Source organism: Algoriphagus sp. SE2, assembly GCF_039563885.1.
In the GTDB taxonomy this organism is placed as follows: Bacteria; Bacteroidota; Bacteroidia; order Cytophagales; family Cyclobacteriaceae; genus Algoriphagus.
Genome location: NZ_JBCLWJ010000004.1, coordinates 231,643 through 245,325, shown reverse-complemented (window position 1 = coordinate 245,325; position 13,683 = coordinate 231,643). Strand labels below are relative to the sequence as shown.

Here is a 13,683-nt window from a genome sequence, read left to right as displayed (position 1 = left end):
TGAATGGTTCATTCCCATCCTTGAAATTTTACCTTTAGTCAATTTTCTGCTGACAAAGCATTTTTTTCAGAATATCTTTTCACTCATGTTCCCAAATTCAAGATATGATTTGGAACTTGCCTAAAACTCAAACCTATCCTAGTACCATGGGTCTATTCCAAAAGATAAATTTCGGAAAACATATTGCGCTTTTTATCTTATTTATTCTGACAGGTTTTACAGGGTTTTCCCAGCAAAACAAAGCCAAGCTTTCAGGTTCAATCCAGGAAAAATCAACCGGGAGTCCCTTAGGATTTGCTTCTGTAGCAGTTTATACTCCAACTGACAGCTTGGTGGCAGGTGGGATCTCTGAAGAAAATGGAAAGTTCTCCATAGATATTCCATTGGGCGAATTTTATACACTTATCGAGTTTATGGGCTTTGAATCTTTCAAGTCTGGACTCATCATTTTTTCAAAAGATAATAACAAAGTTGACTTAGGACTTATCGAACTTGAAGCCACGGCTGGTGATTTGGATGAAGTGGTAGTCCAAGGTGAGAAAACATTGATGGAGCTTTCCCTCGACAAACGGATATTTAATGTGGGAAAGGACCTTGCAAATGCTGGTGGAACTGCAAATGATATTTTGATGAACCTACCTTCGGTATCAGTTGATCCTGAAGGAAATGTCAGGCTCCGAGGGTCTTCCAATGTAAGAATTCTGATTGACGGAAAACCTTCTGGATTAGTAAGCTTTAAGGGAGGTGCCGGACTGCGACAGCTTCAGGCAAATATGGTAGAACGGGTAGAAGTTATTACCAATCCATCAGCACGTTATGAAGCTGAAGGAATGGCCGGAGTAATCAATATCATTCTAAAAAAAGATAATAACCAGGGATTCAATGGTTCCTTTGAAGTGATAGTCGGCACCCCTCTAAACCTCGGCTTTTCAACAAACCTCAATTATAGGAAGAACCGAATTAATTGGTTTATCAATTATAGCTTGGCTCGCAGACACCAACCAAACGTAAAGGAATTATATCAAGAGGTATATAATGAAGATGGTTCAACTTCTATTTTAAGTCAAAACAATTCAGGAGTTCTAAAAGGATTCAATAATAATATCCGTGGTGGACTAGATTATTATTTCAGTGAAAATAGCATCCTGACTGCTTCTTACCTCTGGAGAAGAAGTGACGGTAGACGTATTACAGATATCCGCTATGAAGACTATCTGAATAATTTTGATACCTATTTGGGGTATTCGCTTCGGCAACAAGACGAAACTGAAGCGGAGCCAAATTCAGAAGTGATAATTAGTTACAAAAAAAGTTTTGAGGAAAAGGGGCATGAACTCACGACTGCATTTACCTACCTAAACTACTGGGAGCGCTCCGATCAGAAATTTACAGAGTCTGCCTATACGCCAAGTGGACAACCGATTCCTGATTCCGATCTACTTCAGACCTCATTGAATGATGAATATGAAAATCAGTATTTACTGCAATTGGATTATGTCAAGCCATTTGGAAAAGAGGGGAAGTTTGAAACCGGTCTACGTACCAGTTTTCGTGAAATGGAGAATGACTTTATAGTCTCAGAAGAAAATGAAAGCGGAGAGTTAATCCCGCTGCCAGGTTTGGATAATATTTTCCTTTACAATGAAAACATACTAGCTGCTTATGGGATCTTGGGGAATAAAACTGGCAAATGGAGCTATCAGGGTGGTTTGCGAGTAGAGCATACTGATGTGGAAACCATCTTGGTGGAAACTAATGAACGTAACCCTAGGAAATACACCAACCTATTTCCAAGTGCACACTTAACCTACAATATTTCAACAGAAAATGCTTTTCAGTTGAGCTACAGCAGAAGAGTCCGAAGACCTGTTTACAATGATCTGAGTCCCTATGTTACCTTCTCTGATCAGCGTAATTTTTTTAGCGGCAACCCGGATTTGAATCCAGAATTCACAGATGCATTTGAATTGGGACACATCAAGTATTTCGAAAAGGGAACCTTGTTTTCAACAGTTTACTATAGAAGCACTACAGATAAAATCGAACGCTTAAGATCTGTAGATGAAGATGGAAATTCTGTAACGCAGCCTTACAATCTCAATGGTGAAAATTCATTTGGGGTAGAATTCAGCTCTGACTACCGCCCAACAGAATGGTGGAAGTTGGATTTAAATATCAACTTCTTTCATGCCAATATTGATGGAAGTAACATTCAGTCAGGTTATAGGGCAAAGACTTACTCATGGTTGTTCAGACAAACCTCCAGATTTACAATCGGCGATGGATTTGATATTCAGTTAAGAGCAAATTACGAAGCAAGACAAAAAACTGCTCAAGGGATCAGAAAAGGAATTTTCTTTATCGATATTTCCGCTTCGAAAAACATATTTGGAGAACGTGGTGACCTAACACTTACTGCAAATGATATCTTCAATTCACGACGAAATCGCTATATTATCGATGGTGAAAACTTCTTCACTGAAGAAGATTCTCAGTTCATCCGAAGACAAATAAATCTGACGATGAGCTACCGATTAAGACAATAAGTTCAAATAAGCCCAATCTATTCGCCTTGTAAATCATATTTACAGGAAAACCAATTACCCCCATGTGGAAATTCTCATTACTGGTATTGATGCTTTTTAGTACCAGTCATTTTCTTAAAGCCCAAAAAATAAATGCATCCTATAAACTGCATATCAAGAAGGCTAGTTCTGAGGTTTTCATAGACGGAACCATCGATGAGCAAGCTTGGCAAGATGCCGAAATTGCAAGTGATTTTTTTATGATCACTCCAATGGATACCAGCTTTGCAAGGGTTCGCACGGATGTTAGAATGACTTATGACGATGAGAATCTCTATTTATTGGTGGAGAATTTTCATGCAGTAGAAGGCCCCTATATGGTTGAATCCCTTCGACGGGATTTCTCCTTTGGTAAGAATGACAACTTCCTGCTCTTCATGGATCCTTTTGATGACCAAACGAACGGTTTTTCATTTGGAGCTAATGCTGCCGGAGCACAATGGGATGGCATCATGTACAATGGAGGTAGTGTGGATTTGAGTTGGGATAATAAATGGCGATCAAAAGTCACCAACTACGATGACAAATGGGTTTTTGAGGCAGCGATCCCTTTCAAATCAATTCGATACAAAAAAGGAATTACGGAGTGGGGAATCAACTTTTCGAGATTGGATCTGAAAACGACAGAAAAATCAGGTTGGGCACCCGTTCCACGTCAATTCCCTTCTGCCTCATTGGCTTACACTGGCTCTCTGATTTGGGATCAGGCACCTCCACAAACAGGTGCAAACATTTCCGTGATTCCCTACGCTTTGGGTGGAATAAAGAAAGATATTTCAGGAAATGGCGATACTGAATATCGTAGAGAAGTAGGCTTGGATGCCAAAATAGGTTTGACTTCCTCCTTAAATTTGGACCTGACTGTAAATCCTGATTTTTCACAGGTAGAAGTGGATAGACAGGTCACAAATCTGGATCGTTTTGAACTGTTCTTTCCCGAGAGAAGACAGTTTTTCCTGGAAAATGGAGATCTCTTTGCAAGCTTTGGATACGAGACTATCCGTCCGTTTTTCTCTAGAAGAATTGGCTTAAATGCGCCTATTCAGTTTGGGGCGAGGTTGAGCGGGAAAATCAATAAAGACTGGCGAATCGGGGCAATGAATATGCAAACAGGAGAAGTAGAGGAAGACGGATTACCCTCTCAAAACTTTACAGTTTTGGCATTACAGAGACAAGTTGGCGCCAGATCCAATATAACCGGAATGTTTATCAACAAGCAGTCATTGAACTACAACCCAGATCCTGACGCTGAACTACCAATTTATTCCCAATTCAATCGAAACGTAGGACTGGAATACAACTTGGCCTCTTCTAATAATCTTTGGACAGGAAAAGCCATGTTTATGAAAAGCTTTGCTCCTAACCAAGTTGGTGATGGATTTGTCCATGCCGCGAATCTAAAATACAGTTCCGGAAACCTTACTTGGAACTGGGAGCATCAATATGTCTCTAAAAATTACACTGCAGAAGTAGGCTACGTTCCTCGAAACGGATTTTATAAAATCAATCCGGAAGCGAGTTATTTGTTCTTCCCTAAAAGTGAAAAAATCCTGAATCACGGTCCCAAAGTTGGAGTAGGTTATTTCTTCAATACGGATGGTGAGAAAACAGATAACACCACCTTTCTTGCCTATAACATTAAATGGAGAAGTCAAAGTACTTTTCAGGCATGGGTCTCTACAGACTATGTATTACTTCAGCGCCCGTTTGACCCAACAAATTACAGCGGTGATACGCTCGCAAGGGGAACTGAGCATCAATGGTATGCCACAGGTGCAGAGTTTACTTCCAAGCCTCAAAGTGTTTTTACCTATGCCTTCACTACTCGATTGGGTGGATATTATGCAGACGGCAAACGTTATAACGTTACTGCAGACATAGGATACAGATTTCAACCCTATGTCAGCATTGCCTTAAGTGCCAATTATAATTCCATTCATTTGCCAGAACCTTGGAATACCACCAATTTTTGGCTGGTTGGTCCCAGAGTAGATGTCACAATGACCAATACGCTTTTCTTTACCGCTTTTGTCCAATACAATGAACAAATCGAAAATATTAACCTGAATACGCGATTTCAATGGAGATTTAAGCCTGCATCCGATATTTTCTTAGTGTATACAGACAACTATTTGCCTGCTCCTTTTTACACCAAAAACCGATCAGTTGTGCTGAAGTTTACTTATTGGTGGAATTTGTAAAAAAAGTCTAACACTGGATTAACTTCTAATTCTGAATAAATATTCATTCTACTCCAATTTGGATATAAAGCTTAACTTTAGCTTACAGATAATACCATAGAATATGAATTACTTCTTGAAAAAAGTACTCTTTCTCTTTTTGGCATTTTTTGCCTTAACTGAAACTTCAGCCCAAACATCTGATTTACTCACCTTGGAAAGAATTTATGCTTCCAATGAATTCAGCCAAGAACGGTTACAACCCATTCAATGGATAGAAAATGGCGCGGCTTATGTCACTGTGGAGAATGGAAATGAACTTGCAAGATGGGACAGTAAAAGTTTAGAGAAAAGTGTTTTTGTCCCGGGATCTGCTTTGCAAAGTGATGGAAAGCCCATAAGAATCGAATCTTTCAGCCTTTCTGACGATGGCTCGAAAATGTTGATTTTCACCAATTCCAGCCGGGTTTGGAGATCTAATACCAAAGGAGACTATTACGTATATGATCTGGAAAACGGTGTTTTGAAACAATTGGGTCAGGATTTTGAGTCCTCTTCTTTAATGTTCGCAAAGTTTTCTTCAGATAATTCCAAAGTCGCTTATGTCCAGAAATTCAATTTGTATCTGGAGGACTTTAAAACAGGAGAAGTCACTCAATTGACCTCTGATGGAACTGACAAAATTATTAACGGCACCTTTGATTGGGCTTATGAGGAAGAGTTTGGAAAACGAGATGGCTTTCAATGGAGCCCAGATGCCAAATTCATTTCTTTTTGGCAAATCGATGCCTCAGAAATCGGAACCTTTTACATGATTAACAATACCGATTCTGTTTATTCCCGACCAATTCCTTTACAATATCCAAAAGTGGGCGAAGAACCTGCCGGAGCAAAAATTGGCCTAATCGACATTGCTTCTAAAAACACCAAATGGCTTCCGATTCCAGGAGGAGAAAAAGAAAACTACTTACCTGGAATGCAGTGGATCAATGAGGACCTACTCTTGATTCAGCAGATGAATAGAAAGCAAAATCAATTGACGATCTGGACCTACAAACCTTCCAATGGAGAATTGAAGAAGGTTTATGTGGAGACTGAAAAGACTTGGGTGGATTTGGCTTATCCTGACCTATCAAGATATGGCTGGAGCGATAATAGCTTGCCACTGGTAGATGATGGAAAAGCTTTTCTCCGAATGACCGAAAATGACGGTTGGAGACATCTTTACAAAGTAGATATTGCAACTGGAAACAAAACATTGCTAACGCCGGGAGAATACGACGTTGCTTCTTTTGGAGGCCTTTCTGATAAAGAAGTGTTCTTTATCGCTTCTCCTGAGAATACTACCCAGCGCTATCTGTACGCCATTGATTTAGCTGGAAAAGGAAAGCTTAGACGTGTAACTCCTGATGCTTTTGAGGGAGTGAACACCTACGATATCGCTCCAAATGGTGAATTTGCAGTGCATAATCATCAAAGTACTTCTGATCCTTTGACCACGAGATTGGTCTCTTTGCCGAAGCATGAGGTACTGAAAACTCTGATAGAGAATAAGGAATACAAGGCCAAATTAGCTTCACTTAAAACTCCCGAAATCAAATTCACGACTGTGACTACTTCAGAAGGAGTGACCCTAGATGCACGGGTCATCTATCCGGTGGATTTTGATGAAACGAAGAAATATCCGGTGCTTTTTCATGTGTATGGCGAGCCTTGGAGTACCGTGGCTACCGATACGCAAGTGGGTCTTTTCAATATAATGCTTGCGCAAAAGGGGTATTTCATCATCGATATGGATAATCGGGGTACACCAACTCTGAAAGGCAGTGCTTGGAGAAAAATCATTTACCGAAATATTGGAAAAGTAAATGTGCAAGACCAAGGTTTAGCTGCCAAAGAGTTATTAAAACTCCCTTATCTAGATGAAAGCCGAGTTGCTGTTTGGGGATGGAGCGGAGGTGGATCTATGACTTTGAACCTGATGTTTAAATTCCCGGAAATTTATCAAACAGGAATGTCTGTTGCCTCTGTTTCAAATCAGTTGATTTATGACAATATCTATCAGGAGCGCTACATGGGATTGCCACAGGAAAATATTGAAGACTTTGTTAACGGATCTCCAATTACTTATGCCAAAAACTTGGAAGGGAATCTCTTGGTAATTCATGGAACCGGTGATGACAATGTACATTACCAAAGTGCTGAAATGCTGATCAACGAGTTGGTGAAACACAATAAACAATTCCAGATCATGCCATATCCAAACAGGTCTCACGGTATTAGGGAAGGTGCAGGGACCTCACTTCATTTATATACTTTACTCACAAACTATTTGATGGAGCATACGCCGGTTAAGTAATTACTGTTCGATAGACTTAGCTTCAAATGCTATAATCTCCCCAGACTCAACTTCAACTCGAATCTCTATTGGATTACAACAAACTTCGCAATCTTCGATGTACTGTTGAGAAGAAACCAAAGGATCAATGAGCATTGAGATTTCGGCAAGGCAATAAGGGCATTGAAAGAAATGTTCAAGCATTTTCTAAAGTAATCAAATACACCTTTCCTAACAACTGACGGAATTTACATTAATTAAGGCCTTCCCGTATACCCTTGTGAACTTTGCAGTAAATAAAAATCATCCGCTCTTCGAGATTTGTAATCTCGAAGCTCTATACGAAGATTTTAAATCTTAATGTTCAAAAGATAGGATTCTGGTTTCTGGATTATAAATCCCAGGATCGAGGTTCAGGATTGCAAATCCTGAACAGCGGGAGTGGAGATCGAAGGGTTTACCAGCATAGATATTTCGGCAAGACAGTAAGGACATTTGAAAAAGTGTTCGGGCATATAACAAGTTAATTAAAAATAAAAAACCCTCGAAGCCTAAACTCTCCGAGGGTTTTGCTGAATTATTACGAATTAAACTTCCACTGGGGAATCTATATTCTTAAAATAAACCTGCTTATCAGCATCTAAGTCAACCAATACGGCAGAATCATTTTTGATGTATCCTGACAAGATTTCTTTTGACAGCTCATTCAAGATCAATCGCTGCATGGTTCTCTTGAGTGGTCTTGCTCCAAAGTTCGGATCAAATCCAACTTCTCCAAGATAATCCAATACCTCCTTCGTTGCTTCGATTTCGATATTTGCCTCTGCCAATCGCTTTTGAATCTCTCTCCATTGAATATCCACAATCTTGCGGATAATCTTCTTATTGAGCGGCTCAAACATAATTACTTCATCAATCCTATTTAAGAATTCAGGTCTTACAGATTTTTTCAATAAGTCAAATGCTTCTTCTTTTGTTTTTTCCATAATCTCCTCTTTGTTCCATTCTTCGATTTCTGCAAATCTTTCCTGGATCAAATGAGAACCAATATTGGTTGTAAGAATGATTATAGTATTCTTGAAGCTTGCTATTCTACCTTTATTATCGGTCAAACGACCATCATCTAGGACCTGAAGTAAGATATTGAACACATCCGGATGAGCTTTTTCAATTTCATCCAAGAGCACTACAGAATATGGCTTTCTTCTTACTGCTTCAGTCAATTGTCCACCTTCATCGTATCCAACGTATCCTGGAGGCGCTCCAACCAATCTGCTGACCGCATGTCTTTCCTGATATTCAGACATATCGATTCGTACCATGGCATTTTCGTCGTTGAAAAGATATTCTGCCAAAGCTTTCGCCAATTCAGTTTTACCTACACCGGTTGTACCCATAAAGATAAAGCTACCAATAGGCCTCTTTGGATCTTGTAATCCTGCTCGGCTTCTTCTCACTGCATCAGACAAGGCGGTAATCGCTTCTTGCTGACCAGCAACACGCTTTCCTAATTCCTCCTCCAAGTGCAATAACTTTTCGCGCTCAGATTGGATCATCTTGGAAAGTGGAATTCCTGTCCATTTGGAAACCACCGCAGCAATATCCTCTTGATCTACCTCCTCTTTCAACAATGGAGATCCAGCCTGCATTTCTGCCAATTGATTTTTGAAAGATTCAAGCTTTTGCTCAGCTTCCCCGATTTTGCCGTATCTGATTTCTGCAACTTTTCCGAAATCTCCAGCTCTTTCTGCTTGCTCCGCCTCCAGCTTATAACTATCGATTCTTTCCTTCTCTCGTTGAATTCCAGTGATAACTGCCTTTTCACTTTCCCACTTGGCTTTAACACTGTCTCTCTTTTCAGAAAGCTCAGCCAACTCCTTGCTAAGAACGGTTTCTTTATCCTTATTCTTTTCTCTTCGGATTGCCTCTCGTTCAATTTCCAGCTGCATGATTCTTCGGTTCAACTCATCGAGTTCCTGAGGCAAGGAGTCAATCTCCATTCTCAATTTAGCAGCAGCTTCATCCATTAAGTCAATGGCTTTATCCGGTAAGAAACGGTCAGAAATATAGCGTTGAGAAAGCTCAACAGCTGCAATAACAGCATCATCTTTAATTCTCACACCGTGATGAACTTCATACTTATCTTTAATACCTCTTAGAATTGAAATCGCATCAGCTGCATCAGGCTCATCGACTATAACAGCCTGAAATCTTCTTTCCAAGGCCTTATCCTTTTCGATATACTTCTGGTATTCTTTCAAGGTAGTCGCCCCTATTGCATGCAATTCCCCTCTGGCCAAAGCAGGCTTCAAAAGGTTCGCAGCATCCATCGCTCCTTCGCCACCACCTCCGGCACCAATCAAGGTATGAATCTCATCAATGAATAAGATGATTTCCCCTTCTGCATCGGTTACTTCTTTGATAACCGCTTTTAATCTTTCTTCAAATTCACCTTTGTACTTGGCACCTGCCACTAACAAGCCCATGTCCAAAGAGATCAATGTTTTGGATTTTAGATTTTCAGGAACATCTCCAGATACAATTCGCTGCGCTAAACCTTCCACAATCGCTGTTTTACCCACACCAGGTTCACCCAATAGGATCGGATTGTTTTTGGTCCTTCTTGCTAATATCTGAAGAACCCTTCTGATTTCTTCATCCCGGCCAATCACAGGATCTATCTTCCCTTTTCTGGCCAATTCATTCAGGTTTTTAGAATATTTTTCTAATGCCTGATATTTACTTTCTGCGTTTGGGTCAGTCACTTTATTACCTTTTCTCAATTCTTTTATTGCTTCGATCAAAGGCTTTTCTGCGATGCCTTGATCTTTCAAAATCTTTGAAGCAGGGTCTCCTGCCGCCAAAATACTTAAAAGTAAATGCTCAATAGCCACATACTCATCACCAAAGGTTTTAAGATAATCTTTTGCTTTAGTCAATACTTGGTTGGCGGCATTACTTAAGTACGGTTGCTGTCCTCCGCTTACTTTTGGTAAACGTTCCAATTGCTCATCTAATTTTTGATTAAGCAACTGCTTGTTTGCACCGAGCTTTTTGAATAAAAAGTCAGTTACATTTTCATCCTCAGAGAAGATCCCTTTCAACAAGTGAGATGGCTCAATATTCGGCTGTCCAGCAGCTGATGCCAACTCCACCGCTTTTTGAATCGCCTCCTGAGATTTGATCGTGTATTGTTTGAAATCCATTATCGTTGGTTATTTAAGTTACTAGGTTTTTGTCTAATCAGGAAAGCATATTTTTCTTTAACATTTCCAGATTGTAACAAACTCTATTTAGCAAATCCAACTCCAAGCAATTTTTTAAGCCATTATGACCGAAAATGAAACAGAATCTTTGAAGAGTCGGATTTTTTGACAGTAAAAAACAAAAATAAGGATACAAAAGTGACTATTTTAAGAGGTCCAGCTCTTCCTCATAAGAAGAAAATGTCTATTTAATTTGACTTCTTTTCTTCTTCTACAAAGCCTAGATCCACCTTAAGTTTTGGGTTTACTTCACTTAATTTAGCAACCAAATCCTTAGAGACTTTTGTCTTCCAAAGATAAACACTTTGGAGATTCGGAAGCGTTGCTAAAAGATTGAGTGTTGAGTCACCAACAGCGGTATTATAAAGGTTAATTGATTCTAGGTTTTCCAATCTGTCCAAAGGGATAGTTCCTTTATCAGTGATGGGATTATTATCCAATAATAGTCGCGTTAAGTTCGGAAAACCTGCAACAATCTCCATCCAGGAATCTTCAATAGCAGCCTCTCCTAAATCGAGCCAGGTGATCTGATTTTCAATTGAAGATAATGCTTCTAAATTCTCCCTTTTTAATTTTCCATTGGCCACAACTTCCAAAAAATTATTCTCCTCAGAAAGCGCTGAAACTCTAAATCCTTGTTCTCTTACCTTAGCCAAGGTTTCTTCTGAAGCGGCATCAACATTCATTTTCTCATATAGTGCTTTCTTCTTAGTTGAAAGCCCATAAGTTGACTCTAAAAGCTCTTGAATTTCTCCTGGAAGCTCTTGATCTGTGACTTTAAGATCTGAATTCATTCCATTGTCAATCCAATATTTCAATAAGGTGATTTCTCCGTATGACAAAGTTACGCCTTTTGGAGGCATATATTTCCTACTTTTTGGATCTAAAGTCACCCTTTTATATAATTCACTGGATTGGGGAGATCCTGCTTCTAAGGCCGGACCTGTTTCTCCTCCAGTCAATAAACTTTCAAGAGAAGTAACTTGAAGCCCCCCTTTTTGAGTTTCTGAGTCGTGACATGAAGCGCATTTCTGAATTAAAATTGGTTGGATGATATGGTCAAAAACCAACGTAGAATCCGCATCCTTTGGGAATTCCAAGGAGCTTTTTTCGAGATTAGGGTCGTAAAGAAATTCCTGAATAAACGTTGGAGCATAAGCATATAGATAATTTTCTCCATGGGTCAGATTTCCTCCTAAATGACCTGTGATAGAAATACATACCACTGCAGCTGCTAAAAAAATACCCACTCCTTTTTTATGGTCAACAACAGTTGACTCAATGGTATTGATATTCAATCTTTCCATTAAAGAATTCCCTTGCCTTGTTTTATCAAAATAGCCCAATATAAAAATGGTCAGAAAGACGGATAGAATAGCAACTGCTATCCCCATTGCTTTATGCCAAAAAAGACTCCCTTCTGGATATCCTCCTTCTTGAGCTAAAAGTAATCCCAAAACAACTGATAGAACTGCCGTAATAGCTGTTAAAAGTATTGTTAAAGGCAAGGCCTTAATCAAGAAATTAAACTTTTTTGATAAAGACAGGAGAAATAAAATTGCTGCTAAAAGTAGAAAACCAATAGGCAGGTGCACCGTAAGGGAATGAAATCGTCCAAAAAATAGTGCGGCATCTGATTGCAGAAGTATATACATAAAATGAAAATTGACTTATTTAAAGATAACATTTGTACCTTACTTTTCTGTACTACAGATGTATGTAGGTCAAATTTAATTTGGGTTAAACTTCCTTTAGATGATCAATTTTTTAAAAAACTCTAGATATTTCACCTTTATAGTCTTTTCTATTGTTTCCTGTCATACCTCCACGGTTCAAGATAAAAAAATTGATTCAGTAGATTTTTTATGGGAGGATCAGACAGGAATTTACCTCCCCAAAACAGGAGAATGGACCAATCGAGTTGAAGTAGCTGACCTTAATCAGGATGGGTTGGTGGATCTAATATTTGCAAATGGAGGAGATTATTCAGAACCGGGAGTTTTGGAATCAAGTCGAATTTTCCTCAATCAAGGTCCTAATTCCCGATTTCTTGAGGTTACAGAAGAGATTTTTGGAGAGAACAAGTTTTATGCAAGAGTGATCAAAGCGCAAGATTTAAATAAGGATGGCTTCGTTGATCTAGTCATTGGAAATACCTTTCAAACTCAAAGTGAATTATTTCTGGGAAGCGAAAAAGGAAAATTCATTCAGGTAACAGATACAAATTTTCCTCAAAAAATTGCAAGCATTGGAGATCTGGAATTTGGAGACGTGGATGATGATGGGGATTTAGATATTATTTTATCAGACTGGGGAGCTGGATCCAATATGGAAAATAATGGAGGCAGAACATTATTATGGCTCAATGATGGGAATGGAAAATTCGAAGACGTTACAACTTCCCAAATGCCAGACATATTAATCCAATTTTCGTGGGATTTGGAATTCATTGATTTTGATAATGATTTTGATCTGGACATCGCTATTTCATGTAAAAGGTGTGGTACAAGTAGAATCTTTGAAAATGATGGGGAAGGGAATTTTGAAGATAAAAGAATGCTTCCGGCTTATACCAATAATTATGAATTTGAGGTAGCAGATGTAAATAAAGATGGTTTCCTTGACTTAGTGACTGTAAATGACGGTGAAATAGTAGATCAAAAATCTTGGTCAAGAAAAGAACATATTTTCTTGAATGATAGTGCCAGGCGATATATCGACGCTACTTCTGCTTTATGGCAGAGTCCTGATAATATAGGAGAAGATGATAATAATATTGCTTTTTTAGACTACGATTCAGATGGTGACCCGGACTTCATTCTGAGCTCCTTGACAGGTGAAGATCGTCTTCTAATTAATGATGGATCTGGAAAATTCAAACTTAGACAATCCATTTTATCGGGAGAGCCAACTCCTCATACCCTTTCTTTAGTCTTTGCAGATATTAACAATGACCATAAAATGGATATCATCATGGGACAAGGGGAGGGTGAGGAAATGATAGATGAAAGAATTTATATTGGGAAAAATATTGTGGTTGATAAGGCTAAGCCAATCATTTCACATTTTAAGAATCAGGAATCTTTAAATGGAACTTCTATAATTAAAGCCAGAATTCATGACAACAAAAGTCCGAGCATGCCTCAAGATTGGAAATCAGTCGTTCTTTTGGTGAATTCAGCTGAAATCGAAATGAAATGGTATGGAGAGTATTTATGGAAAGCAGAAGTTGAAGAATCGAAAAATTCAGATTCAATTGAAGTTTGTGCCACTGATGCAGCTGGCAATCAGTCCTGCGTGAAGATTAATTAATG

General features: G+C 38.9%; 7 protein-coding genes. 4 read left to right on the top strand and 3 right to left on the bottom strand.

Features of this window, described 5'->3' with window-relative positions:
* The first annotated feature begins 104 nt into the window (after positions 1 to 104).
* The 3 genes from AAGF08_RS07030 to AAGF08_RS07020 all read left to right on the top strand — a co-directional run bounded on the left by AAGF08_RS07030 (position 105) and on the right by AAGF08_RS07020 (position 7,124).
* A complete protein-coding gene (locus AAGF08_RS07030; RefSeq protein ID WP_343510441.1) occupies positions 105 to 2,546 on the top strand; it encodes an outer membrane beta-barrel family protein in 2,442 nt (813 codons plus the stop codon).
* A 62-nt stretch (positions 2,547 to 2,608) separates the two neighbouring features.
* Positions 2,609 to 4,786 carry a DUF5916 domain-containing protein gene (locus AAGF08_RS07025; protein WP_343510440.1) on the top strand — a complete coding sequence of 726 codons (2,178 nt, stop codon included), beginning with the start codon at positions 2,609 to 2,611 and terminating at the stop codon, positions 4,784 to 4,786.
* Between the two features lie 103 nt (positions 4,787 to 4,889).
* The gene (locus AAGF08_RS07020; protein ID WP_343510439.1) at positions 4,890 to 7,124 is read left to right on the top strand and encodes a DPP IV N-terminal domain-containing protein; all 2,235 of its coding nucleotides are present in this window, start codon (positions 4,890 to 4,892) and stop codon (positions 7,122 to 7,124) included.
* Here the strand turns inward: AAGF08_RS07020 and AAGF08_RS07015 are convergent, their stop codons facing one another.
* The 3 genes from AAGF08_RS07015 to AAGF08_RS07005 all read right to left on the bottom strand — a co-directional run bounded on the left by AAGF08_RS07015 (position 7,125) and on the right by AAGF08_RS07005 (position 12,024).
* Complete coding sequence (locus AAGF08_RS07015) at positions 7,125 to 7,307, bottom strand: CPXCG motif-containing cysteine-rich protein (RefSeq protein ID WP_343510438.1); 183 nt, start codon at positions 7,305 to 7,307, stop codon at positions 7,125 to 7,127.
* Positions 7,308 to 7,690: 383 nt separating this feature from the next.
* Entirely contained in the window at positions 7,691 to 10,309 is a 2,619-nt protein-coding gene (clpB, locus tag AAGF08_RS07010; protein ID WP_343510437.1) for an ATP-dependent chaperone ClpB, read from the bottom strand.
* A 248-nt stretch (positions 10,310 to 10,557) separates the two neighbouring features.
* Complete coding sequence (locus AAGF08_RS07005) at positions 10,558 to 12,024, bottom strand: c-type cytochrome domain-containing protein (RefSeq protein ID WP_343510436.1); 1,467 nt, start codon at positions 12,022 to 12,024, stop codon at positions 10,558 to 10,560.
* Between the two features lie 100 nt (positions 12,025 to 12,124).
* Here AAGF08_RS07005 and AAGF08_RS07000 point away from each other — a divergent pair, with 100 nt between their 5' ends.
* Positions 12,125 to 13,681, top strand: a complete 1,557-nt coding sequence (locus AAGF08_RS07000; protein ID WP_343510435.1) for a VCBS repeat-containing protein — start codon at positions 12,125 to 12,127, stop codon at positions 13,679 to 13,681.
* Positions 13,682 to 13,683: the final 2 nt, after the last annotated feature.

What these genes read in the sequence shown, in the direction of transcription:
- AAGF08_RS07030 (WP_343510441.1), top strand. Translation starts at nt 105, where the DNA reads ATGATTTGGAACTTGCCTAAAACTCAAACCTATCCTAGTACCATGGGT.
- AAGF08_RS07025 (WP_343510440.1), top strand. Translation starts at nt 2,609, where the DNA reads ATGTGGAAATTCTCATTACTGGTATTGATGCTTTTTAGTACCAGTCAT.
- AAGF08_RS07020 (WP_343510439.1), top strand. Translation starts at nt 4,890, where the DNA reads ATGAATTACTTCTTGAAAAAAGTACTCTTTCTCTTTTTGGCATTTTTT.
- AAGF08_RS07015 (WP_343510438.1), bottom strand. Translation starts at nt 7,307, where the DNA reads ATGCTTGAACATTTCTTTCAATGCCCTTATTGCCTTGCCGAAATCTCA.
- clpB (WP_343510437.1), bottom strand. Translation starts at nt 10,309, where the DNA reads ATGGATTTCAAACAATACACGATCAAATCTCAGGAGGCGATTCAAAAA.
- AAGF08_RS07005 (WP_343510436.1), bottom strand. Translation starts at nt 12,024, where the DNA reads ATGTATATACTTCTGCAATCAGATGCCGCACTATTTTTTGGACGATTT.
- AAGF08_RS07000 (WP_343510435.1), top strand. Translation starts at nt 12,125, where the DNA reads ATGATCAATTTTTTAAAAAACTCTAGATATTTCACCTTTATAGTCTTT.